Origin of the sequence: Actinomadura terrae, from assembly GCF_022751215.1 — a bacterium.
In the GTDB taxonomy this organism is placed as follows: domain Bacteria; phylum Actinomycetota; class Actinomycetes; order Streptosporangiales; family Streptosporangiaceae; genus Spirillospora; species Spirillospora terrae.
This window is the reverse complement of the sequence record NZ_JAICDG010000001.1, coordinates 858694-881286: the sequence shown is the minus strand read 5'-3', so window position 1 is coordinate 881286 and position 22593 is coordinate 858694. Positions and strand designations below refer to the sequence as shown.

Below are 22593 nucleotides of genomic sequence, written 5' to 3'. Positions count from 1 at the left end.
CCTCGCCTCCGGCGTCGCCCCACCGCTCAGCTACACGCCCGCGTGACGGCTGAGGTCGCTGTGCGACACGTCCTAGGCGGTCGCGGTCACCGCGGGAATGTACGCCTCATACCCAGCTGACCCCTCTCGGGGCCGACGTGGAATTTGCCGTCGAGCTCAATGCCACCGTCCCTGACGTGAGTCCATGGCCGCGTCCCGTCCGCGTGCGTTCGGCTCCGCGAGGCCGGACGGGACGAGGTGATCGTAGAGGATCGCGGGCCGGACGTCACCAGGTGGCGGACCAGACCACCCCGTTTCCCGCCGTGGCCCCCGCCGTTCGACGGCAACGCAATCAACAGTGGAAAACCACTTCAATGCGATGAATTGTGGCCCTTTACGGTTCGCCCTACAGTCCGGGAAGGGCGCCCCTTTTCTCTCCCCACCCCCACCATCTGGAGAGTGACATGTCCCGCAAACACCGTGTGCTGGGCATAGCGGTGGCGACCGGACTCGTCGCGGCGCTGGCGACCCCAGCGCACGCGCAGGAACCGGCCTCCCCCGCCTCCCGTCCGCAGGCCGCCGCCGCGCCGCTCGCCCCGGCGCACTCCGGCGACCGTGCCGCCCGCGTCCAGAAGCAGCTCCGGCTCACGCTCGGCAAGAAGTTCGGCGGCGCCTGGGTCGCCGGAGGCTCGAAGGTCGTCGTCGCGACCACCGACGCCTCCGCCGCCAAGGCGATCGAGGCCGCCGGGGCGGAGCCCAAGATCGTGAAGTTCGGCGCGGCCGCGCTGGACTCCGTCCAGACGAGGCTGGACCGGCACGCCGCGTCCGCCGCCAAGTCCGTGACCTCGTGGTACGTCGACAGCCAGAGCAACCGGGTCGTCGTCAACACCTCCTCCCCCGCAGCCGCGCAGAAGTTCGTCGCCGCGAGCGGCGTGGACGCGGGGGCCGTGCGGATCGTCCGCTCCGCCGCCAAGCCCCACCTCGTCTACGACATCGTCGGCGGCGAGCGGTACTGGACGTCCAAGTACGGCTGCTCCGTCGCGTTCGCCGTGACCGGCGGCTTCATCTCCGCGGGCCACTGCGGCGGCGTGGGCGAGACCACCAAGGGCTCCAACCAGGTCGCCCAGGGAACCTTCGGCGGCTCGTCCTTCCCCGGCGACGACTACTCCTGGATCGACACCAACAGCCAGTGGACCCCGACCCCCAAGGTCACCAAGTGGAACGGCTCGTACGAGAGCGTCCTCGGCGCGACCGAGTCCCCCGTCGGCGCGCGCGCCTGCCGCTCCGGCGGCACCACGAACTCGCGGCTGTGGTGCGGCCCGATCCAGGCCCGCAACGTCACCGTCAACTACCAGGAGGGCTCGGTCAGCGGGCTCATCCAGGCCAACATCTGCGCCGACCCGGGTGACTCCGGCGGCGCGCTGATCTCCGAGACCGGCGGCCAGGCGCAGGGCATCACCTCCGGCACCTCGGGCTCCTGCAACAACGGCCAGGACTCCCAGGACACCACCTACTTCCAGCCGGTCAGCGAGGTCCTGCAGATCCTCGCCCGCGACGGGCGCCAGCTCGTCACCGAGGGCGGCGGCCCCGGCCCCGGCAACCCCGGTCCCTGCGACGCCTACCAGACCAAGACCAACGCGTCCGTGACCACCGGCGCCAGCAACTACCAGCCGAGCGGCGACTACACCACCACCGCGTCCGGCACGCACACCGCCTGCCTGGACGGCCCCGACGGCGTCGACTTCGACCTCTACCTCCAGAAGCTGAACGGCGGCACCTGGACCAACGTCGCCGCCTCCACCAGCCCCGACCCCGACGAGCGCATCAGCTACGACGGCGCGCCCGGCACCTACCGGTACCGCGTGCACGCCTACAACGGCTCCGGCGAGTTCACGCTGGGCTTCAACAAGCCCTGATCCCGCCCCTCGATCGTCCCCGGCCGTCCCTCCCCACACTGGACGGCCGGGGACTGCTTTTCATGTGGCGGCACCCCCGTCCCCACTAGCCTTGGACGCGACAGAGCCGGGACGAGGAAGGTGCGCCAGTGACCGAGCAGGAACCGATCCTCAGCGACGGGGTCATCATCGAGTTCGTCGATGGCAAGGACGTACCCGTCCAGCACAAGGACTTCGGTGAGAGGGCCGTCGTCATGCGCGACGCGAAGAACCCCGAGGGGCCGATCCTCTACTTCACCGAGGCCGAGTGGGACGCCTTCATCGCGGGCGTCAAGGACGGCGAGTTCGACGACCTCCTGGAGGAGGAGCCCACCGAGGGCACCTGACCCACCCAAGCCCAACGAAAAGGCGCCCCGGAACTCCCGGGGCGCCTTTCACATCACCGGATGCTCAGCCGATGAGGGCTTCCACTGAGCCAACCGTCAGCGCGCGGACCACCCAACTGTCCAAGGTTTCCTGGTCCTGGCAGGCCATGATCCGCTCGCGCGCCTCGTCCGACACCACCACCCCCCGCGCGGCGAGGATCATGAGTACCGACTTCGCTGCACCGATGGCGATGCCCTCTTCGCGGCCGCGCTCCTGGTTGCGGAGAGCGAAGTCGCTGGTGAACTTGTACTCGGTGACGGAGCGGCTCACTCGAAGAGCGCTTCCACCGACTCGACCGTCAAAGCGCGATTCACCCAGCCCTCCAGCGTGTCCAGGTCCTGGCAGGACATGATCCGCTCGCGCGCCTCGTCCGACACCACCAGCTTCCGCGCGGCGAGGATTACGAGTACCGACTTCGCCTCGCCGAGGGCGATGCCCTCTTCGCGGCCCTCTTCGCGGCCGCGCTCGTGGTTGCGGAGGGCGAAGTCGCTGGTGAACTTGTAGTCGGCTGTGCCTGTGGTCACGAACTCCTCCAAGATCTTTTTGGCGGCCAGGGGGAGCACCTTGTGCACCATGTCAGTGTACAAGTGGCCGTTTTCCTGCTGCGTGTTCTCGATCGTCGCCAGGGCGGCGTAGGTGATCTCCAGGGACTCCTCCGTGGGGGGCGTGACGTTGGCGAGGGCCGCGATGACCGCGAGTTCGGGCATCTGGGCGGCCTGGTCGGTGGACGTGACGAGCGGGCCGGTTCCGGGGCCGAGGACGAGGGGGGCGAGGGTGAAGCCCGGGTGGCCGATGTCGATCGGCTCGCGTGCCCACTGGGCGACCCGGCCGCCGGGGCAGATGACCACGAGGTAGGACGGGCATTCGAGCCTGGCGAAGAGCCCCGTCAGGTAGAGGGGCCAGCTGTGGCGCTTCTTCGGGTCGACGGCGCGCTGGGTCTCGGCGACGACGCCGATCTTGCGTTCGGGAGAGCCCCTCTCGCAGATCTCGACGACGTTGTCGGCGCGGTAGGCGGTGGGGGCGATCTGGGTGAAGTCCTCCGAGGCCGTCCGGACCTCGACATCGTCGGAGATCTCGATGTCGAAGGCCGCACGCATCACCTGGGCGATGATGGCCGGGTTGTCGCGGATGATCTGGATGGGGGACTCATGCTCGGCAGTGGGCATGCACGGAACGTTACTGTGCAACTACTATTCGATAGTGACGCTATTGAATCACGTTCTGTGTGTCTTGCGTCACAGATCGTTGCGAAGTGTTTGCCAGCGGGTGGTGAGGGCGTGGCTGGCGGCCGGGGTCAGGTCGCCGTGGAGGCGGAGGCGGGCGAGGCCGCCGTCGGGGTGGATGTCCACGCGGACGTGGGTCACCTCGGGGGACGTCACGCGGAAGTGGTGGCGGGTGTCGGGCTGCACGCGGGTGCGCGGGAGGACGACGGTGGCGGTGCCGTTCTCGTCCAGGCCGGTGAGGGTGACCTCGGCGGGGGCGTTGAACTTGAGGTGGGTGGTGTCGATCTCGGCGAGCCGGACGACGCCGGGGGCGGCGAGGGCGATGAGGGCCCAGTCGTCGCCGTCGTCGCGGCGGCGGGCGGTCTCCCAGCCGTCGGCCTGGGTGCGGGCGAGGCCGGGGAACAGCATGTTGTCCGGGGAGGAGTAGAAGGCGTCGGAGCACTCGACCACGCGGGCGCCGTTCTCCAGGGCCGCGAGGTCGATGGTGAGGCCGGTGAGGCGGGCCGGGTCGGGGACGACCTCGCCGTGGACGCGCAGCCGGGCGATGCCCCCGTCGGGGAACATCCTCAGCCGGACGTGGGTGGCGAGGCGCCGCGAAGCGACGGGGAAGGCGTGCGCCGTGTCGCCTTCGAGGGGGCTCCTCGGGACGATCTCGGTCCAGTCGGCGGCGGCGAGTTCGGCGGGCGAGGGGTAGCCGTCGACGGCGGCGGCCTCCACGGACGCGTGCGGAGGGTAGTTGCCCTTGAACCAGGCCGTGTCGATGACGACGCCGCGGACGACGCCCGGGAGGCCGAGGCGGACGAGGGCCCAGTCGTGGCCGGGGGCGCGGCGGCGGGCGGTCTCCCAGCCGTCGTACCGCTGGCCCTTGGGGCCGAACGTCGCGGGCGCGAAGGTCGGCGCCCAGGGGTTGATCAGGTTCTCCTTCTCGGCGAAGGACTCGTCGCTGGCGGCGAGGACGGAGCCGCCGAGGGTCCGGACGGCGAGGTCCGGGAGCGCGGTGAAGGTCATCGGGTGTCCGTTCGGGCGAGGGGGCGTCCCGTGGGCGCGGCGCCGACGCGGGTGCCGCGCAGCCAGGTCGCCTGGACGACGCCCGACAGGGTGCGCCCCTCGTAGGGGGTGACGGGGTGGCGGTGGTGCAGGGACGCGGCGTCCACGGTGAAGTCCGCGTCGGGGTCGAAGGCGACGAGGTCGGCGTCGCGGCCGACGGCGATGCGGCCCTTGGGCAGGGACGCGAGGGCGGCGGGCGCCTCGGCCATCCAGCGGACGACCGAGGTCAGCGAGTGGCCTCGCCGCCGGGCCTCCGTCCAGACGGCGGGCAGTCCGAGCTGGAGGGACGAGACGCCTCCCCAAGCGGTGGCGAAGTCGCCGCGTTTCAGTTCGGGGGTGCAGGGCGAGTGGTCGGTGACGACGCAGGAGATGACGCCGGTGTCGAGGCCCTGCCACAGGGCGTCGCGGTTGGCGGTGTCGCGGATGGGCGGGCAACACTTGTAGGAGGTCGCGGACGGCCCCGGCACGTCGTCCGCGCAAAGCGTGAGGTAGTGCGGGCAGGTCTCGGCGGTGACGGGGAGCCCGTCGGCCCGGGCCCGCGCCAGCGGGCCCAGGCAGTCGGCGGCGGACAGGTGCAGGATGTGGGCGCGCGCGCCGGTCTCCGCCGCGAGCGCGATGACCCGTTCGACCGCCCGCCGCTCGGCCGAGGCCGGACGGGACGCGAGGAAGTCGCCGTAGGCGCCACTGGACGGCGCGGTGAGGTCGGCGGGGTCCTCGGCGTGCACGACGACCAGCCCGCCGAACGAGGCGATCTCCTGGAAGGCCTCCCGCATCCGCGCGGCGCTGAGCGGCGGGAACTCGGGCACGCCGGAGTCGGAGGTGAAGCACTTGAACCCGAACACGCCCGCGTCGTGGAGGGCGCGCAGGTAGATCCCGTTGCCGGGGACCGCGCCGCCCCAGAAGCCGACGTCCACGAACAGCGCGCCGTCCGCGGCGGCCCGCTTGAGCGCGAGCGCCGACGGCGTGACCGTGGGCGGCAGCGAGTTCAGCGGCATATCGATGAGCGTGGTGACGCCGCCGGACGCGGCGGCGCGGGTCGCGGTGGCGAAGCCCTCCCATTCGGTGCGGCCCGGTTCGTTGATGTGGACGTGGGTGTCGACCAGCCCCGGCAGCAGCGCCGTGTCGCCGAGCCGGGTCTCGGCCGAGGCGGGCAGCGGCGCGTCGTAGGAGGCGATCGCGGCGACGCGTCCGTCCCGGACGGCGACGGCGGCGGGCCGTTCGCCGTCCGGGAGCACGACCCGCCGGGAGCGGATCACCAGGTCGTGGTTCATGTGACGGTTCGTATGACGTGCTCGGGACGCACCGGGACCCGGGTGAGGGGCCGTCCGGTGGCGTCGCGGATGGCGGCGACGATCGCGGGCGTGGACGACAGCGTGGGCGGCTCCCCCGCGCCGCGCAGCCCGTAGGGGGCCTCGGGGTCGGGGTACTCCAGGATGTCGAGCCGCATCGGCGGCATGTCGAGGATCGTCGGGATGAGGTAGTCGGTGAAGGAGGGGTTGCGGACGAGGCCGTCCGTGACCAGGATCTCCTCCATCACCGCGAGCCCGAGCCCCTGTGCGGTGCCGCCGTGGATCTGGCCCTCCAGCGCCTGCCGGTTGAGGATCTTCCCGACGTCCTGGACGGCGGCCAGTTCGACGACCTTGACGAGCCCGAGGTCGACGTCCACGTCGACGACCGCGCGGTGGACGCACAGGGCGAGCTGGGTGTGGCTGCGGCCCTGCCCGGTGACGGGGTCCATGCGCTCGGTGGCGCGGTGGTGGTACTCGCGGGTCTGCTCGATGACGGTGTCGCCGAGGACGTCCTCGATCGCCGCGAGGACGGCGCCCGTCGCGGAGACGATCTTCCCTCCGGCCACGTGCGCGGCGCCCGGGTGCGAGCGCCGGGCGAGCGCGAGCAGCTCGGCGCGGACCGCCTCGCAGGCCGTCTTCACCGCGCCGCCCGACATGTACGACTGGCGGGACGCGCTGGAGGACCCGGCGTCGCCGACCCCGGTGTCGGCCGGGGCGATCGTGACCCGCTGGACGCCCAGTTCGGTGCGGACGATCTGCGCCTGGATCGTGACGAGCCCCTGCCCGACCTCGGCCGCCGCCGTGTGGACGAGCGCGGTCGCCTCCCCGCCGATGACCTCCAGCCGGACCCGCGCGGTGGCGAGGTCGTCGAAGCCCTCGGAGAAGCAGATGTTCTTGAGCCCGACGCCGTAGCCGACGCCGCGCACGACGCCCTCGCCGCGCGTGGCCTGGGAGACGCCGCCGGGCAGGTTGCGCGGGTCTGAGGCGTCCAGGCCGGGCGGCATCGGCATCGCCTCCAGCCGCGACAGCATCGGCGCGAGCGGCGCGGGCGACTCGATGACCTGGCCGGTCGCGAGCCGCGAGCCCTGCGAGACGGCGTTGCGGCGGCGGATCTCGACCGGGCCGAGGCCGCACGCCTCGCCGAGCCTGTCCATCATCGACTCGTAGGCGAAGCACGCCTGGACGGCGCCGAAGCCCCGCATCGCCCCGCACGGCGGGTTGTTGGTGTAGACGCCGTACGCGTCGATCTTGATGTTGGGGATCTCGTAGGGGCCGACGCCGAGCGAGGCGGCGTTCCCGACGACGTTCAGCGAGGACGAGGTGTAGGCGCCGCCGTCCAGCACGATCTCGACGTCGGCGTACAGCAGCCGCCCGTCGGACGCGGCGCCGTACTCGTACCGCATCAGCGCGGGATGCCGGTGGACGTGCCCGAAGAACGACTCGTACCGGTTGTAGGACATCTTCACGGGCTTGCCGGTGCGCAGCGCCAGCATCGCCGCGTGGATCTGCATCGACAGGTCCTCGCGCCCGCCGAACGCGCCGCCGACGCCCGCGAGCGTCATGTGCACCTTGTCCTCGGGGAGGCCGAGGCAGGGCGCGATCTGCTTGAGGTCGTTGTGGATCCACTGCGTGGAGACGTACAGGTCGACGCCGCCGTCCTCGGCCGGGATCGCGAGGCCCGCCTCCGGCCCGAGGAACGCCTGGTCCTGGATGCCCACCTCGAACTCCGACGAGACGACGACGTCGGCGCGCTCGCGGGCGGCCTCCACGTCCCCGACCCGGACGGGCTGGTACCGGGTGACGCCGCCGCGCTCCTGCACCTTCAGCCGCTCGGGGTCGGCGATGACGGCGCGCGGGTCGGTGATCGGCTCCAGCACCTCGTACCGGACGCCGATCAGCTCCAGCGCGCGCCGCGCGGTCTCGGGGTGGTCGGCGGCGACGAGCGCGACCGGCTCGCCCTGGTGCCGGACCTGCTCGGCGGCGAGGACGGGCTGGTCCTCGACGCCGTCGACGCCGAACGCGGGGCGGCCGGGCACGTCCTCGTGGGTGAGGACGGCGCGGACGCCGGGCAGCGCCAGCGCGGGCCCGATGTCGATCGCGTGGATGAGCGCGCGGGGGTGCGGGCTGCGCAGTGTCGCGCCCCACAGCATCCCGTCGATCCACAGGTCGGACGCGTAGGCGAACTCGCCCGCGACCTTCAGCGTCCCGTCGGGGCGGGGCGCGCTCTCGCCCACGCCGCCGAGGCCGGGGGCCGCCACATGGCCGGGGGTCTTCACCGGGGCCACCATCAGAGGACCTCCTCCGCGAGAGTCATGAGACGCCGGTGGGCGGCGGCTCCGCGCCGCCCGACCTCGTCCTGCGGGACGGACGTGAGCGCGTCGTCGCGGACGACCGTCCGGCCGCCGACCAGCAGCCGCGCCAGCGGCGGCGTCTGCCCGAACGCGAGCGCGACGACGGGGTCGTCGATCGCCGCGTGGAAGCCGTCGACCCGCCACAGCGCGATGTCGGCGAGCTTGCCGGGCTCCAGCGTGCCGAGGTCCGCCTCCCGGCCGAGGCAGCGGGCGCCGCCGAGCGTCGCCATCTCCAGCGCCTGCCGGGCGGTCAGGGCGGTGGGCCCGTACCGGGCGCGCTGCATGTAGATCGCCTGCCGCATCTCCCCGGCGAGCGGGACCATCTCGGCCGACGCCGGGCCGTCCACGCCGAGCCCGACCGGCGCGCCCGCCTCCAGCAGGTGCGCGACGCGGGCGATGCCGGAGCCGAGGCGGGCGTTGGAGCTCGGGCAGTGTGCGGTGCCGGTGCCGGTCTCGGCGAGCCGCTTCACGTCGGAGTCGTGCAGGTGGACGCAGTGCGCGAGCCACACGTCCGGGCCGAGCCAGCCGAGCGAGTCCATGTACTCGACCGGCGTCATGCCGAACCGCTCGGTCGTGTGCTCCTCCTCGTCGCGCGTCTCGGCGAGGTGGGTGTGCAGCCGGACGCCCCGGTCGCGCGCCAGCTCCGCCGACCTGACCAGCAGGTCGCGGGTGACGGAGAACGGGGAGCAGGGCGCGACCGCGACGCGGAGCATGGACCCGGGCGAGGGGTCGTGGTAGCGCTCGATCGCGGCCTCGGTCTCGGCGAGGATCGTGTCGATGTCCTCGACGGCCTCGTCGGGCGGCAGCCCGCCGTCGGACTCGCCCAGGTCCATCGACCCCCGGCACGGGTGGAAGCGGAGGCCGAGTTCGCGCGCGGCCTCGATCTCGGCGGCGAACAGGTCGCCGCGCCCCTTCGGGAACAGGTAGTGGTGGTCGGTGGAGGTGGTGCACCCCGACTTGGCGAGCCAGCCGAGCCCGGCGCTCGCCGCGCCCGCCGCGACCTCCGCGTCCATCTTCGACCACGGCTTGTAGAGGGTGGTCAGCCACTCGAACAGGGTGGAGCCGGTGGCGATGCCCTGGCTCGCCCACTGGTAGAGGTGGTGGTGGGTGTTGACCAGGCCGGGCGTGGCGAGGCAGCCGCGCCCGTCGATCCGCTCGGTCGGAGTGTCGCTCGGCGCCGAAGGGGCGGGGCCCGCGCCGACCGCGGTGATCCGGTCGCCGTCGACGACGATGTGCCCGCTCGGGTGCTCCTCGCCGGAGACGGTCACGACATGGGCGTTCTCGATGACGGTCCTCATGTTCGCGCCGCCTTCCCCCCGGCCGCCCGCTTACGCGCGGCGGCGAGCCGGACCGCGTCGAGGATCTTCTCGTAGCCGGTGCAGCGGCACAGGTTCCCGGCGAGGGCCTCGCGGATCTCGGTGTCGGACGGCTCGGGGTTGCGCTCGACCAGGTCGTGGGACGCGACGATCAGGCCCGGCGTGCAGAACCCGCACTGCACGGCGCCCGCGTCCACGAACGCCTGCTGGACGGGGTCGAGCCGCGCCTCCCCGGAGTCGCCGGGCGGCCCCTCGGCCAGGCCCTCGACGGTGCGGACGTCCCGCCCCTCCGCCTGGCCGACGGCGACCAGGCACGAGCAGACCGGCACGCCGTCCAGGTAGACCGTGCACGAACCGCATTCGCCCTGCTCGCAGGCGTTCTTGGAGCCGGGCAGGCCCATCCGCTCCCGCAGCGCGTAGAGCAGGCTCTCGCCCTCCCACACGTCGTCGACGGTCTCGGGCGAGCCGTTCACGGTGATGTGGACGCGCATCAGGACGCCCTCCTTTCCACGGTTCCGGCGCGGTGGTCGTTCCAGGCCCAGGCGAGCGTGCGGCGCGCCATCACCGCCAGCGCGTGCCTGCGGTATCCGGCGGTGCCCCGGACGTCGTCGATCGGGGACGCCGCGTCCGCGACGAGGTCCCCGAACCGCCGGGACACCGCCTCGGGCAGCGGGCCGCGCCCCTCCCAGTCCAGTTCGGCGGACGCGAACGCCTCGGCGGCCGGCGCGCGGCGCGGCGTCGGGGCGGCCGAGCCGACCCCGGTGCCGACGCGGCGCTCGTCCGGGTGCAGCGCGAGCGCGAACGAGCACACCGCGATCACCATCGCGTTCCGGGTGCCGATCTTCGAGAAGTACTGCGGGCCGGACGCCGGAGCGCTCCAGAACGCGCGGATCAGCTCGTCCGGCTCCAGCGCGTTGCGCTTCACGCCGAGGTAGAACTCCGCCGCCGGGATCATCCGGAGGCCGCGCGCCGCCGACTCGACCTCGATCACCGCGTCCCCGGCGAGCAGCGGCGGATGGGAGTCCCCGGCGGGCGAGGCGGCGCCGAGGTTCCCGCCGACCGAGCCCCGGTTGCGGATCTGCGGGGAGCCGACCGTCCGGGCCGCCTGCGCGAGGCCGGGCAGCCGGTCCCCCAGCTCCTTGATCAGCCGCGCGTACGGGACGGCCGCGCCGACCCGCAGCCGCCCGTCGACGGCATCCCACCCGGTCAGCTCGGCGACGCGGTTCAGATCCAGCAGCGCCTCGGGACGCCGCACGTCGAAGTTGATCTCGACCATGACGTCGGTGCCGCCCTGGATGGGCAGCGCCCCCGGGTGCTCCGCCTTCGCCGCCAGCGCGTCCGCCCAGGTGGCCGGTCGCATGAACTCCATCTCTTCCCCCGTACCCGTCATACCCACGCGGACGGAGCGTCCGGCGCGTCGTCGATCAGCACCGAACCCTCGATCAGCCCGTACGGGCGGTCCGCCGCGAAGAAGACCTCGTTGTCGTTGTCCAGGCCGAACGGCTTCAGGTCGACCAGGAAGTGGTGCTTGTTGGGCATCGCCATCCGCACCTCGCAGATCTCGGGGCGCTCGCCGAGGACGCGGCGCCCCATCTGGTAGAGCGTCTGCTGGAGGGACAGGCTGTGCGTGCCGGCGAACGCGCCGAGCAGCGCCGCGCGGGCCGCGCGGTAGGACTCGCCCCAGGGAGCCCCGAGCGCGCGGTACCGCCACCGCGCGGTCACGGCCGTGGCGAGGATGCGGTCGTCGGTGGGCGCGAGCGTCGTGTACCTGTCCTCGGCGAAGCCGTGGAACTCGCTGCCGGTCGAGTTGAGCACGACCAGGTCGGTCAGCCCCGCCACCACCGACTCGGCGCCGCCCGTCCCGTCGCTGTGGACGAGCGCCGTCCGCACCTCGCCGCCGTCGCGGACGAACGAGTGCGGCCCGGCGATCCGCTCCCAGCCGTACTCGTGGATCTCCACCCGGGCGTGGGCGACGGCCCGCTGGGAGTCCACGAAGTGCCGGGCGAGCAGCAGCGCGAAGTCCTCGATCTCGCCGATGCCGTGCTCGCGGGCGAACGCGAACACCGTGTTCTTCTGCGTGTCGGTCGGCAGGACGGCGGAGTTGTCGCCGCTCAGGTGCACCTCGTCCATGTCGCCGGACAGCGCCACGCTCACGTTCAGGTCCTTGATCCGGTGCGTCCCGCCGTCCCTGCTGACGTGAACGACGCGCGTCTCCGCCTTCCCGTAGCGGTTGGGGCCGAGCACGATGGCCATGGGGGCTAGCTCCCTCGGTAGGTGGAGTAGGCGAACGGGCTCAGCAGGAGCGGGACGTGCAGGTGCCGGCCGGGGTCGGTGACCGTGAACGCGACCGTGACCTCGGGATAGAACTCCGACAGCCCCCCGGTGTCGAAGGTCAGCCGGTGCACCCCCGGGCCGAGGGCGACGCCCCAGTCCCCGATCCGGCCGTCGGCGTCGGTGCGGGCCTCGGCGAGCAGCGTCCAGCCGCTCACCGGGTCCCGCCGGTCGAGCCGGACGGCCAGGCCGGGCGCGGGAAGGCCGCGCGCCGCGTCCAGCACATGCGTCGAAAGGCTCACTCGGTCCTCCCGTTCGTGGTCCCGGCCCGGGCGCCAAAGCCGATCGCGTCGAGGAGCTTCGCCAGCCGGAGATCGACGATCCTGGTCAGCTCGTAGCGGACGGCCGCCTGCTCGGTCCCGGTGTCGTTGCCCAGCCGGGCGCGCAGCGCGGCGAGCATCTCGGCCGCGCTCAGGCCGGTCGCGCAGATCAGGAACACGTGCCCGAAGCGCTCCTCGTAGGCCCGGTTGCCCGCCACCAGGGCCGCGCGAATCTCGTCGTCCGCGGCGTCGGCGCCCGACTGCTCGCCGCGCGACCACCCTGCTTCGCGATCGTCACCTTGGGGGCGGTCGCCGATGCGGGGATGGGCGGCGAGCGCCTCCCTGATCCCGGCCCAGTCCCGCGCGGCGAGCGCGACCGCCGAGGCGGAGCGCAGCGCGGCGAGGCCCGGGTAGGGGCGTCCGGCGGCGACCTCGTCCGCCCAGTGGCGGGACGCGCAGCAGGTCAGCAGCTCGGCGCGGGCGGCCCGGACGGGCAGCGCGTTCAGCACGCCCAGCCCTGTCAGTCCGACCGGTTGTTCGATGGTCACCGGCGCCTCCTCCCGATCCGCCCCTGAAGTACACACAGGGGCCCATATCCGGGTCGAGGCACAGGAGATCCGAACCGTGCCGCCCCGCCGAGGCGGGGTTTCGTAGGATCCTCCAGTTAACTAGGAGATATGAAGCTTCGCGCGCTGCTCGACCTGCCCGGGTCGCGGCTGGAGCTCGTCACCGGGCGGGACGAGCTGGACCGGGCGGTCCGCTGGGTCGTCACCACGGACCTGCTGGAGCCCGGCCGGTACCTCCGCGGCGGGGAGCTGGTGCTGACGGGACTGATGTGGCGGTCGGAGCCCGCCGACTCGGAGACGTTCGTGCGGGCGCTGGCGGCGGCGGGCGCGTCCGCCCTGGCCGGGGGCCTGGCGCGCGGCGCGCTTCCGGACGATCTCGTGGCGGCCTGCCGCGCGCACCGGCTGCCGCTGTTCGCGGTGCCCGAGGACGTGGCGTTCGCGACGATCACCGAGGAGGTCGTCCGGCACCTGTCGGGCGCCCGCGCCGCCGACCTGACCGCCGTGCTCGACCGGCACCGGCGGCTCATCGCGGGCACGGCGGGCATGGCGGGCGCGGCAGGGGCGGCGGGGGCGGGCGGCGTCGGCGCCGTGCTGGAGCTGGTGTCCCGCGACCTCGGCATGCGCTGCTGGGTGCTGACGCCCACGGGACGGGTCGTCGCGGGCCCCGGGCCGGTGCCCGGCGGTGCCGAGCTGGCCCGCGCGTTCCTGACCGCGCGCCGGTTGCCGCGCCCGCACGCGGGCGTGTCGATCTTCCCGGTCGCCGCGCGGGCCGTGCCCCGGGTCGCGGACTGGTTCCTGGCCTGCGAGGGCGACGTGGACGACTGGCCCGCCGAGCGCCGCGCGCTCGCGACCGAGCTGGCCTCGATCGTCGCGCTGGAGCGGGCGCGGCTCGACGACCGGCTCAGCGTCGAGGGCAGGCTCGCGCAGGAGCTGGTGCGGCTGGTCGCCGGGGCGGCGGGCGCGGAGGAGATCGCACCCCGGCTGGAGCTGTCCGGGCTGGACGCGGCCTCCCGGTTCGTCGCGGTCGCCGCGTCCGGGGGCGGCGTGCTGCGGGAGAACGAGCTGCGGGCGGTGCTGGGCGAGGTGCTGGGTGAGGTGCCGCCCGTTCCGCGTCCCGTCCTCGGGCTGCTGGACGAGGAGGCCGTCGCGCTCGTCCAGGTGGAGGGCGCCGGGCACGGCGTCGCGGACGGGATCCAGCGTGCCCTGGACGCGCTGGCCCCCGGTTTCGCGGACGGCGGTGGCCTCGCCGTCGGGGTCAGCGACGTCGTCCCCGCCGGGGAGCTGCGCGGCGCCCTGGAGGAGGCCCGCTACGCGCGGCGGCTGGCGGCCGGGCGCGCCTCCCCGGTGTGCGTGGTGCGGCACGACGAGCTGGCGACGCATGTGCTGCTGCTGGCGAGCGTCCCCGACGACGTCCGGCACATGTTCCGGGTCCGGCTGCTGGACCCGCTGCGCACCTACGACGACGAGCACAAGGCGGATCTCGTCCGGACGCTGGAGACGTTCCTCCAGAACTCCGGGTCGTGGACGCGCTGCGCGCAGCAGCTGCACCTCCACGTGAACTCGGTCCGCTACCGCATCCAGCGGATCGAGGACCTCACCGGGCGTGACCTGTCGCGCCTTGAGGACCGGGTCGACTTCTTCCTGGCGCTGCGCCTGGGCTGATCCACGCCCGGTAGGCGGCGCGCAGGGCGGCCCTGCGGTCGCTGGAGGTCAGCACGTCCACGCTGTCGGCCCACTGCTCGACGGACCCGACACCGGGCGGCAGCGCGGCGACCTCCGGGTCGTGGATCTCGGCGAGCAGGGCCGTCCAGACGGCCTCGTCGACGGTGCGGAACGGCCGGTTCCAGAAGGCGGTCACGACGGCGTCGGGCGCGGGAAGGCCGCGTTCGCGTTGCAGGGCGCCGAGCACCTCGGCGACCTCCGCCAGCGCCGCTTCGCGGTCCTCCCAACGCGGTGCCGAGACCGCCGCCGTGAGCGGGCCGTCCAGGGACGGCGCGACGTCCAGCCGCCGGAACGCGGTGCCGCGCCACTTCGCGTAGGGGGCCCACTGCCGGGAGAGCGCGAACGCCAGGCGGCACAGGTCCTCGGCGACGCGGGCGGAGAGCATCCGCGAGCCGGTCTCGTCGCCGCGCCGCGCGGTCCGTCCGATGATCGGCATCCACTGGGACGCGCGCCGCCACCACGCGGCGAGCACGTACCGCTCGACGTCCGGCGGGTAGCGGCGCAGCGTCGCGCGGGCGGGCGCCAGCGTCGCGGTCGCGTCAGCGAAGACCGGCCCGGCCGTGACCTCCAGCACGGCCTGCCCGGTCAGGCACAGCCAGTCCACGGCGCCCAGCGGGCGGGTCGGATCGACGCCGAGGCGGGACCGGCAGAAGTCCGCGACGGTCGCGACCTCCACGTTGTGGGTGTCGGCCGCGTCCCAGGTCACCGGGAACCGGACGGGATGCCCCCCGTAGCGGGCGGGCAGCCCGCGTTCGAGGAGCCGGTCGATCCCGGGCACCGCGTCCGCGTCGTCGACCAGCAGCGTGAGGCGGCAGCCCCAGTCGTGGTCGCGGCTCACCGCGTCGTCGAGCCCGAGCACGTCCGACCCGGACCCGAGCCGCGCCGCCGCGTACCGCAGCCGCGGCATCGCCCGCGCCAGCAGCGGCCGGACGACGTCGGCGTGAAAGGCCCCGGCGAGCGCCGCCCCGCCCTGTCGATCATCCACGCGCCCACTCCACCAGAGAACGCGCCGCCCGAGCGACCGGTTATCACGGCCTAGCGGAGGCGGACGTGTGCCGGAGGATCGCGGGGACGATCACGTCCCAGGCCCGCCGGGGCAGCTCCTGACCCATCCCCGGGACGGTGACCAGCCGGGCGCCCGGGATCTCGGCGGCGAGGGCGCGGCCGTTGCCGACGGGGAAGAACGGGTCGTCCTCACCGTGGATCACGAGGGTGGGCACGGCGATCCCGCCGAGGCGCTCACGCCAACGGTCGCCGGAGTCGAGCGCGGCGAACGTGCTCGCCATCAGGTTCGCCCGGTACGCGGCTCCCGGATCATCGCCGGAAACGACCGTGCGGTCGAGGACGGCCTCGATCGCGGCGCGGGCCTCCGCCTCGTCGAACCCGCCGCCGCCGACATGGCGCGCGTTCCCGAGCGCGAACGCGGCGACGGACGCGCGGTCGGTCCAGTCGACGGGCGGCGGGTCCATGAAGTGGGCCATCATCTCCGGCGCGTGCTCGGGGAGGTCGGCGTCGGCCGGGCCGGGCGCGGTCGGACGGGTCGAGATCAGCGTGAGCGTGGCGAGGCGGCCGGGGTGGTCGAGCGCGAGGAGCTGCGCGATCCAGCCGCCGACGCCGAAGCCCGCGACGTGGGCGGCCGGGAGGTCGAGCGCGTCCAGCAGGGCGGCCGCGTCGGCGACCAGGTCACGCAGGGTGTAGCCGGGGGCCTCGGGCGTGACGGTCGTGGACCGCCCGGTGTCGCGCAGGTCGTAGCGGACCACGAACCGTTCCGCGCCGTCACCGCCCGGCCCCCGTCCCCGGCCCCCGCTGAGGCGTTCGCACAGCTCGTCGGGCCAGGTGAGCATCGTGTTGCCGACGAGCAGGAGCGGCGGCGCGTCCCGGTCCCCGAACGTTTCGGCGCACAACTCGACGCCGTTGGCCTTGATGAGGGTCTCCATACCGGGTACGACCGTCGCCGCGCCCGGAACTCATCGCAGGCTCAGTCCTCGCCCGCCAGGGGCTTGAGGTCGGCGAGGATGCTCTCCTCGGCCGCGTCCTTGGCGATGCCGAGGTCGCTGAGCAGGCCCGTCCCGTCCTCGAACTCCAGCAGGGCGAGCAGGATGTGCTCGGTCCCGACGTAGTTGTGGCCGAGGCGCAGCGCCTCGCGGAAGGTCAGCTCCAGGACCTTCTTCGCCTCCGTGTCGTAGGGGACCAGGTCGGGGACCTCGTCGGCGCGCGGCGGGAGCACCGCCGTGGCGGCCTCGCGGACCGACTCCAGCGACACGTCCTGCACCTTGATCGCCCTGCCCGCGAGCGCCTCGGGCTCGGTGAGCAGGCCGAGCACGACGTGCGCGACGCCGATCTGGGTGTTGCCCGCCGCTTTGGCCGCGTTCTGCGACGCGACGACGATGTTGCGGGCGCGGGGCGTGTAGCGGGAGAAGCCCTGCGAGACGTCGAGGTCGGGTCCCGACCCCTTCGGGACGAACCGCTTCTGGGCGGCCTGCTTGCTGACGCCCATGCTCTTGCCGATCTCGGTCCAGGACGCGCCGGACCGGCGCGCCTGGTCCACGAAGTGGCCGATGAGGTGGTCGGCGACCTCGCCGAGGTGCTCGGCGGCGAGCACGGCGCTGGTGAGCTGTTCGAGGGCGTCGGGGTGCACCTTCTTGATCGTGTTGATGAGGTGGTCGAGGCTGACCTGACCGGTCGCCGGAGTGGGTTCCGTCATGCGTCAACCATAAGTTGACGATCCTTGATCGTCAACTGACGGTTGACGATCACCAGGACGCGGCCCCCGCGAACGTGGTCGGGTGCGGCCGGTAGCCGAGAACCTCGCGGGCGGCGGTGATGTCGAGGGTCCGCTCGACCGCGAGATGGCCGACGGCGTAGCGGGTGAGGCGCGGCGGCTCGCGGCGCCGGGCCAGCAGGAACGCGCCCTCGACGGCGGCGGCGAGCGGCCCGGCGAGCCGCGCGGGCGCGTAGACCGGCCGCGCCCGGACGCCGCGCTCGCGCAGGATCTCCCGGAGCGCGCCGTCGACCGTGACCGGGAACGCGTCGGTGATGTTGAAGACGCCCGAGGCGACCGGGCCGGTCGCGGCCAGCACGCACGCCCGCGCGAGGTTGCCGACGCAGGTGAGGCTGACGCGCTGGCGGCCCGTCCCCGCGGCGGGCAGCACCGGGCCCCGCACGGCGGCCAGCAGGCGCGGCAGCAGCGCCCGGTCGCCCGGCCCGTAGACGGCGTGCGGGCGCAGCACGATCACGTCCCCGTCTCCTGCACCGCCTCGGGCGAGGACGGCGCGCTCGGCGGCCGCCTTGGAGGCGCCGTAGGCGTTGAGGTAGCGGTCGACCGGCGCCTCGTCCTCGGTGGCCATGACGCTCGGCCGGAACGGGTCGTACACGCTGGCCGTGCTGACGTGCACGAACCGCGCGCCGGGGAAGGCCGCCAGGGCGTTGCGCGTCCCGATCAGGTTCCCGGCGAAGATCTCGGCGGTGGGCCCCCAGTCGGCGACGCTCCCGGCGCAGTGGACGACGGCGTCGACGCGCGGCGCGTCCCGGAGCGGGCCGTGGACGAGGTCCCACGCGCGGTAGGAGGCGCCGCCGAGATGCGCGCTCGGAACGTCCGCACGGCGGCCGAACCCGTGGGTGGTGACGCCCCGCGCCACCAGCTCCCGGCATACCGCGCCGCCCACGAACCCGGACGCGCCCGTGACCGCGACCTTCACCCCGCCACCAGCTCGCGGAGCCGGGCCCGGTCGAGCTTGCGGCCGCGACCCGAGCGGGGCAGCGCGGGCAGGACGACGACGCGGTCGGGCAGGGCGTCGTGGTCGATGACCTCGGGGAGGGCGCGGCGGAGCCGTCCGGGCAGGTCGCCGGGGCCGACGACGGCGAGCACGACCTCCTCGTCGCCCGTCTCCGGGTCGGGGACGCCGACGATCGCGGCGTCCGCCACGTCCGGGAGCGCGGCGATCGACGGTTCGTACAGACCCGGGTAGAGGTTGAACTTGCCGCGGATCAGCATGTCCTTCTTGCGGCCGGTGAGGACCAGCGACCCGCCGTCCAGCCGCGCGAGGTCGCCGGTGGGGAGTTCGGCGAGCGGCTCCGCGCCGAGGTGGCCGCGGCACAGGTTCGGGCCGGACAGCAGCAGTTCGCCGTCGTCCGCGAGCCGCGCGCCGACCCCGGGCAGCGGCGCGCCGAGCAGGTCTCCCCCGGCACCGGACGCGACGTGCGCGAGCTTCTCCTCCGCCGACGCGATCGCGACCGGCAGGATCTCCGTCATCGCGTACACCGACGACACCTCGGCGGACGGCGCCGCCGCGACCGCGCGCCGCAGTATCCCGGCGGGCGCCGGGGCCGCGCCGAGCAGCACGTGCCGCAGCGTGCCCGGCAGTTCGGGCGCCGCGTCCAGGATCTCGGCGAGGTGCGCGGGGACGCAGAACGTGTGCGTCGCGCCGCGCTCGCGCATCAGCCGCGCGAACTCGGCGGGCGCGCAGGGCAGCGGCGGCATCGACCAGCGCGCACCCGAGATCAGCGTGGGCAGCCCGAGCATGAGCTGGTCGGTGTGGACGACGTCGCCGGCCCCGAGCGGCAGCCGCGCCCGGAAGAGGTCGAGCGCCGCCGCGAGCGATCCCTGCGTGTGGACGACCGCGCGCGGGTCCTCCGTCGTCCCCGAGGTGAAGATCACGGCTGCGGGCGCACCCGGATCGCCGTCGTCGCCCGGGTCCGGCGCGTCGCCCCGGACGAGGTCCGCGAACGACAGCGCGCCGCGAGGAACGCCCGGCAACCGCCGCCCGACGTGGACGTGCCGCATCGGCCCCTCGCCCGGGACCCGCAGGTCGCCGAGGTTCGGCAGGAGCAGCCCGCGCCGCCGCGCATACGCCCGCACGGGCCGCAGCCGGCTCCCCGCATACAGCACCGACTCGGCCGCCGACCAGCGCGGACGCGCCAGCCGGAGCCGCGCGGTGAACATCTCGGGCCCGGCGCCCGGGTCGGCGAACACGACCACGCCGCCCGCCGCGACGACCCCGAGCGCGAGGACGAGCGACTCCGGCGACGGCCGCACGGAGAACAGCACGCCGTCCCCCGCCGCGAGCCCGGCCGACCGCAGCCCGTGCCGCACGGCCAGCACCTGCCGCCGCAGTTTCCCGTAGGTCAGTTCCGCTCCGTCGCCCGCGACGAGGGCGACGGCGCCGGGCGTGCGGGCGGCCTGGTCGGTCAACCGTCGGATCAGCGTCACAGCGGGGCTCCTTCGGTCCGGACGGCCAGGCGCCGGTAGGTGGGGATGAGCACGCCGCGCGCCGCCGCGCGCCGGGTGATCCGCAGCGGCGCGGCGGCGAGGAGCGTCCGCGCGACCAGCCGGATCTCGGCCATGGCCAGCGGATACCCGATGCAGAAGTGCGGGCCCGCGCCGAACCACAGCCTTCTCAGCTCAGGGGGATGCGGTCGGTCCAGGTCGAACGCCCCGTACGCCTGGCAGCAGTTGTGGGTGGCGATCAAGATCCGGTCGCCGGGGCGAACCTGCACCCCTCCGATCGCGGCGGGACGGTGCACGCTGCGCAGCATCACCGGCGTCGGCGTCGCCACGCGCATGGCCTCCTCGATCGCGCGGTCCAGCAGGCCGCCGGGGTCGGCGGCGACGCGGCCGAGGGACCCGGAGTCGGCGAGGAGGGCGACCAGGCGGGGGATCAGCGTCGCGACGGTCTCGGTCCCGGTGAGGAAGAACGCGGCGGCGGCGCCGCGCGCCTCGTCCGGGGAGAGGCCGAGGGCCCGCATGCGACCCATCACGGTCGCCTCGTCCCCGGCGGCGTAGGATCGGGCGGCGATGTCGCCGAGCGGATCCAGCACCGCGCGCGCCCGCGCGACCTGGGACGGGGACAGCCGGCGCGTCCGCAGCGACACCGTCGACGCGATCCGCTCGCCGCGCTCGAACAGCTGGTGGACGTCCGCCTCGTCCCGCACGTCCAGGCCGACGACCTCGCCGATCACCGTGCCCGCGACGACCCGGGAGAACGGGACCAGGTCGACGGTCGCGCCGCGCGCCAGCCGGTCGCGCAGCCGGGCCAGCGGCTCGGCCAGCACACGCGCGCACAGTTCCCCGGTGTAGGACGGCGTGAACAGCTCGGCGAGGCGGCGGCGCAGCGCGCGGTGCGCCTCGCCCTCCATGTTCAGCAGGACGGACGGCCCGAGCACCGGCGTCCACAGGTCCCCGGGCGAGCCGGGTCCGTCCTTGCGGAACGTCTCGCCGTCCATCAGGACGGCGCGGGCCGCGGCCGCGTCGTTCACCACCACGCCGACCCCGGGCACGCGCACGACCGGGCCGCGCCGGGCGACGCCGCGCAGCAGCGGATACGCCAGCGGATGCGCCGCCATGTAGAGACGCCGTTCCCAGTTCACCGGATGTCCACGATGGTGGGCCGGTAGCGGTGGTCGGCGTACCAGCCGAGGGTCCTGACCAGGCCGAACGCGCGCAGCCGCCGCACCGACCCGTACACGAGCACGTCCCCGCGCAGCCCGTAGGCGGCGGTCAGGTAGCGGACGCGGTTGACCAGCGCGCGGTCCTCGTGGACGTCCTCGATGCGGGTGCGCGGGAAGCCGCCCGCCCGCTCGTACAGGTCCGCGGTGATCGCGACGTTGCAGCCGGGCATCATCACGTAGGGGCCGAGGAAGCAGGGGTCCTGGTTGCCCGGCCGGAACCGGCCGAACGTCGCGGCGACCCCGATGACGGCGGGCAGCAGCCGCCGCTCCCAGAACCTGAGCGGGAACTCGTCGGTGCGGGGGCGCAGCGGGCCCGACACCATCTCCAGCCCGTCCGCGAACGCGCGCTTCACCGCCGCGACCCATCCGGGGTGCGGCAGGCAGTCGGCGTCGGTGCGGGCGAGGTGCGTCGCCCCGGCCGCGATCGCGTGCCGGAAGCCGGTGTCGGCGGCGGCGCCGGTCCCCTTCTCCGGCTCCGGGACGATCCGGACGTCCAACCCGGGATGCCGCCGCGCGAACTCCCGCACGACGCCGGCCGTCCCGTCGGTGCTGCCGTTGTCGACGACCACGAGCGTGAAGCCGGTGTCGCTCTGCCCGGCGAGGCTCCGCAGCGTCGCGCCGATCGAGCGCTCCTCGTCGTAGGCGGGGACGACGACCCACAATCGCATGGTCATGTCGCCCCTCACAGCTCGGCGAAGACGACGCCGAGGCTGATGCCGCCCGCGAGCCCGACCAGCGCGACCCGGTCGCCGGGGCGGCAGCGGCCCTCCGCCAGCGCGGTCGCGAGCTGGAGCGGCAGGCTCGCCGACGCCGCGTTGCCGTGCTCGGGCAGCGTCACCACCAGGCGGTCTGCGGGGATTCCGAGCGCCGCCCGCGTCGCCTCCAGGTACGGGACGGTGACCTGGTGGACGGCGACCACCGCGAAGTCGTCCCAGCCCAGCCCGGTCTTCTTCAGCGCCGTGTCGAACAGCTCGGCGCCGCCCGCGGCGAACGCGTCCTTCAGGCGCCGCCCGTCCCCGCTGAAGTAGCTGTGCTCGGGGTCGCGGGGATGCATCGAGCCGCCGCCCGGCAGCGTCCCGGCCCGCCACGCGCTGGAGACGGCCGCGAAGTCGCGGTAGAAGATCCCGCCGTCCGGGGCGGCCTCGACCAGCGCCGCCGCGCCGCCGTCCGACAGCGTGTACCCGGCGAACGCGTCCGCGAACTGGGCCCGGTCGCGCACGCTCCAGCGGATGGCGCGCGACGGGCTCTCCCCCGTGCAGACGAGGACGCGCTCGTGCTGCCCGGTGCGGATGAGCGCGTCCGCCACCTGGAGGCCGTTGAGAAAGCTGTTGCACGCGTTCTTCACGTCGAACACCGGGCAGGACGCGCCGAGCTTGGCGGCGACGATGTGCGCGGTCGCGGGCTCGACGAGGTCCTGCGACGCCGAACCGAAGACCAGCAGGTCCACGGCCTGGGCGGGCAGGCCCCGCGCGGCGAGGACGCGGCGCGCCGCCGCCACCGCCAGGTCGGACGCCTGCTCGTCGTCGCGCATGACGTGCCGGACGCCGATCCCGGTCATCCGCTCGACGATCGTCGGACGCGGCCGGTAGGCGTGCCCGGCGGCGGCGCTCTCCGCCGCGACGCGCTCCTCGACCTCGGCGCTGGTGACGGTGCGCGCGGGCAGATGCGCCGCGACGGCGGTGATACGGGCTCTCATGGGAAGGGTTCCTCGCGCTCTCCGTGGACGGCGGCGGGCTCCCCG

At 74.1% G+C, this 22593-nt stretch carries 22 protein-coding genes; 3 read left to right on the top strand and 19 right to left on the bottom strand.

The features are described 5' to 3' along the window. Nucleotides 1-443: 443 nt before the first annotated feature. Both K2F47_RS03875 and K2F47_RS03870 read left to right on the top strand, forming a co-directional pair. Complete coding sequence (locus tag K2F47_RS03875; protein ID WP_242901266.1) at nt 444-1895, top strand: S1 family peptidase; 1452 nt, start codon at nt 444-446, stop codon at nt 1893-1895. A gap of 128 nt (nt 1896-2023) precedes the next feature. Continuing rightward, nucleotides 2024-2260, top strand: a complete 237-nt coding sequence (locus tag K2F47_RS03870) for a DUF397 domain-containing protein (protein ID WP_242901265.1) — start codon at nt 2024-2026, stop codon at nt 2258-2260. A 64-nt stretch (nt 2261-2324) separates the two neighbouring features. Here K2F47_RS03870 and K2F47_RS03865 read toward each other — a convergent pair whose 3' ends face one another. From K2F47_RS03865 to uraD, 11 genes are all read right to left on the bottom strand, one after another. After that, nucleotides 2325-2570, bottom strand: coding sequence for a hypothetical protein (locus K2F47_RS03865; RefSeq protein ID WP_242901264.1), 246 nt, complete (start codon nt 2568-2570; stop codon nt 2325-2327). Next, complete coding sequence (locus K2F47_RS03860) at nt 2567-3466, bottom strand: hypothetical protein (RefSeq protein WP_242901263.1); 900 nt, start codon at nt 3464-3466, stop codon at nt 2567-2569. Before K2F47_RS03860 ends, K2F47_RS03865 begins: the two co-directional genes overlap by 4 nt. Nucleotides 3467-3535: 69 nt before the next feature. After that, a complete protein-coding gene (gene alc, locus K2F47_RS03855; protein ID WP_242901262.1) occupies nt 3536-4531 on the bottom strand; it encodes an allantoicase in 996 nt (331 codons plus the stop codon). Then, entirely contained in the window at nt 4528-5841 is a 1314-nt protein-coding gene (allB, locus tag K2F47_RS03850) for an allantoinase AllB (protein WP_242901261.1), read from the bottom strand. The genes alc and allB overlap by 4 nt, the downstream gene beginning before the upstream one ends. Further along, nucleotides 5838-8147, bottom strand: coding sequence for a xanthine dehydrogenase subunit D (gene pucD / locus K2F47_RS03845; RefSeq protein WP_242901260.1), 2310 nt, complete (start codon nt 8145-8147; stop codon nt 5838-5840). The genes allB and pucD overlap by 4 nt, the downstream gene beginning before the upstream one ends. After that, nucleotides 8147-9508, bottom strand: a complete 1362-nt coding sequence (locus K2F47_RS03840) for an 8-oxoguanine deaminase (RefSeq protein ID WP_242901259.1) — start codon at nt 9506-9508, stop codon at nt 8147-8149. The genes pucD and K2F47_RS03840 overlap by 1 nt, the downstream gene beginning before the upstream one ends. Beyond that, complete coding sequence (locus K2F47_RS03835) at nt 9505-10017, bottom strand: (2Fe-2S)-binding protein (RefSeq protein ID WP_242901258.1); 513 nt, start codon at nt 10015-10017, stop codon at nt 9505-9507. The genes K2F47_RS03840 and K2F47_RS03835 overlap by 4 nt, the downstream gene beginning before the upstream one ends. Continuing rightward, nucleotides 10017-10895: an FAD binding domain-containing protein gene (locus K2F47_RS03830; protein ID WP_242901257.1), complete on the bottom strand. Its 879-nt coding sequence runs from the start codon at nt 10893-10895 to the stop codon at nt 10017-10019. The genes K2F47_RS03835 and K2F47_RS03830 overlap by 1 nt, the downstream gene beginning before the upstream one ends. Before the next feature lie 17 nt (nt 10896-10912). Next, nucleotides 10913-11779 carry a factor-independent urate hydroxylase gene (pucL, locus tag K2F47_RS03825; protein WP_242901256.1) on the bottom strand — a complete coding sequence of 289 codons (867 nt, stop codon included), beginning with the start codon at nt 11777-11779 and terminating at the stop codon, nt 10913-10915. A 5-nt stretch (nt 11780-11784) separates the two neighbouring features. Then, nucleotides 11785-12099, bottom strand: a complete 315-nt coding sequence (uraH, locus tag K2F47_RS03820) for a hydroxyisourate hydrolase (protein WP_242901255.1) — start codon at nt 12097-12099, stop codon at nt 11785-11787. Then, on the bottom strand, nt 12096-12665 hold the full coding sequence (gene uraD, locus K2F47_RS03815; RefSeq protein WP_242901254.1) for a 2-oxo-4-hydroxy-4-carboxy-5-ureidoimidazoline decarboxylase: 570 nt from the start codon (nt 12663-12665) through the stop codon (nt 12096-12098). Before uraD ends, uraH begins: the two co-directional genes overlap by 4 nt. 129 nt (nt 12666-12794) lie before the next feature. On the opposite strand from uraD, the gene K2F47_RS03810 reads away from it, so the two are divergent. After that, entirely contained in the window at nt 12795-14345 is a 1551-nt protein-coding gene (locus K2F47_RS03810) for a PucR family transcriptional regulator (protein WP_242901253.1), read from the top strand. On the opposite strand, the gene K2F47_RS03805 is transcribed toward K2F47_RS03810, so the two are convergent. Genes K2F47_RS03805 through K2F47_RS03770 form a run of 8 tightly spaced genes read right to left on the bottom strand, consistent with a single transcriptional unit; the run spans nt 14278 to nt 22548 of the window. Continuing rightward, on the bottom strand, nt 14278-15390 hold the full coding sequence (locus K2F47_RS03805; RefSeq protein ID WP_242901252.1) for a DUF4037 domain-containing protein: 1113 nt from the start codon (nt 15388-15390) through the stop codon (nt 14278-14280). The genes K2F47_RS03810 and K2F47_RS03805 overlap by 68 nt on opposite strands. Before the next feature lie 43 nt (nt 15391-15433). After that, the gene (locus K2F47_RS03800; protein ID WP_242901251.1) at nt 15434-16342 is read right to left on the bottom strand and encodes an alpha/beta fold hydrolase; all 909 of its coding nucleotides are present in this window, start codon (nt 16340-16342) and stop codon (nt 15434-15436) included. Nucleotides 16343-16383: 41 nt separating this feature from the next. Continuing rightward, nucleotides 16384-17109 (bottom strand): Clp protease N-terminal domain-containing protein, encoded by a 726-nt coding sequence (locus tag K2F47_RS03795; RefSeq protein ID WP_242901250.1) that lies wholly within the window; start codon nt 17107-17109, stop codon nt 16384-16386. Between the two features lie 49 nt (nt 17110-17158). Continuing rightward, nucleotides 17159-18103, bottom strand: a complete 945-nt coding sequence (locus K2F47_RS03790) for an NAD-dependent epimerase/dehydratase family protein (protein ID WP_242901249.1) — start codon at nt 18101-18103, stop codon at nt 17159-17161. Further along, complete coding sequence (locus K2F47_RS03785) at nt 18100-19614, bottom strand: class I adenylate-forming enzyme family protein (RefSeq protein WP_242901248.1); 1515 nt, start codon at nt 19612-19614, stop codon at nt 18100-18102. Before K2F47_RS03785 ends, K2F47_RS03790 begins: the two co-directional genes overlap by 4 nt. Beyond that, nucleotides 19611-20771: a cytochrome P450 gene (locus tag K2F47_RS03780; protein WP_242901247.1), complete on the bottom strand. Its 1161-nt coding sequence runs from the start codon at nt 20769-20771 to the stop codon at nt 19611-19613. The genes K2F47_RS03785 and K2F47_RS03780 overlap by 4 nt, the downstream gene beginning before the upstream one ends. Continuing rightward, a complete protein-coding gene (locus K2F47_RS03775) occupies nt 20768-21526 on the bottom strand; it encodes a glycosyltransferase family 2 protein (RefSeq protein ID WP_242901246.1) in 759 nt (252 codons plus the stop codon). The genes K2F47_RS03780 and K2F47_RS03775 overlap by 4 nt, the downstream gene beginning before the upstream one ends. 8 nt (nt 21527-21534) lie before the next feature. After that, nucleotides 21535-22548: a 3-oxoacyl-ACP synthase III family protein gene (locus K2F47_RS03770; RefSeq protein ID WP_242901245.1), complete on the bottom strand. Its 1014-nt coding sequence runs from the start codon at nt 22546-22548 to the stop codon at nt 21535-21537. Nucleotides 22549-22593: the final 45 nt, after the last annotated feature.

What these genes read in the sequence shown, in the direction of transcription:
- K2F47_RS03875 (WP_242901266.1), top strand. Translation starts at nt 444, where the DNA reads ATGTCCCGCAAACACCGTGTGCTGGGCATAGCGGTGGCGACCGGACTC.
- K2F47_RS03860 (WP_242901263.1), bottom strand. Translation starts at nt 3,466, where the DNA reads ATGCCCACTGCCGAGCATGAGTCCCCCATCCAGATCATCCGCGACAAC.
- alc (WP_242901262.1), bottom strand. Translation starts at nt 4,531, where the DNA reads ATGACCTTCACCGCGCTCCCGGACCTCGCCGTCCGGACCCTCGGCGGC.
- allB (WP_242901261.1), bottom strand. Translation starts at nt 5,841, where the DNA reads ATGAACCACGACCTGGTGATCCGCTCCCGGCGGGTCGTGCTCCCGGAC.
- pucD (WP_242901260.1), bottom strand. Translation starts at nt 8,147, where the DNA reads ATGGTGGCCCCGGTGAAGACCCCCGGCCATGTGGCGGCCCCCGGCCTC.
- K2F47_RS03840 (WP_242901259.1), bottom strand. Translation starts at nt 9,508, where the DNA reads ATGAGGACCGTCATCGAGAACGCCCATGTCGTGACCGTCTCCGGCGAG.
- K2F47_RS03835 (WP_242901258.1), bottom strand. Translation starts at nt 10,017, where the DNA reads ATGCGCGTCCACATCACCGTGAACGGCTCGCCCGAGACCGTCGACGAC.
- K2F47_RS03830 (WP_242901257.1), bottom strand. Translation starts at nt 10,895, where the DNA reads ATGGAGTTCATGCGACCGGCCACCTGGGCGGACGCGCTGGCGGCGAAG.
- pucL (WP_242901256.1), bottom strand. Translation starts at nt 11,779, where the DNA reads ATGGCCATCGTGCTCGGCCCCAACCGCTACGGGAAGGCGGAGACGCGC.
- K2F47_RS03810 (WP_242901253.1), top strand. Translation starts at nt 12,795, where the DNA reads ATGAAGCTTCGCGCGCTGCTCGACCTGCCCGGGTCGCGGCTGGAGCTC.
- K2F47_RS03800 (WP_242901251.1), bottom strand. Translation starts at nt 16,342, where the DNA reads ATGGAGACCCTCATCAAGGCCAACGGCGTCGAGTTGTGCGCCGAAACG.
- K2F47_RS03795 (WP_242901250.1), bottom strand. Translation starts at nt 17,109, where the DNA reads ATGACGGAACCCACTCCGGCGACCGGTCAGGTCAGCCTCGACCACCTC.
- K2F47_RS03775 (WP_242901246.1), bottom strand. Translation starts at nt 21,526, where the DNA reads ATGACCATGCGATTGTGGGTCGTCGTCCCCGCCTACGACGAGGAGCGC.
- K2F47_RS03770 (WP_242901245.1), bottom strand. Translation starts at nt 22,548, where the DNA reads ATGAGAGCCCGTATCACCGCCGTCGCGGCGCATCTGCCCGCGCGCACC.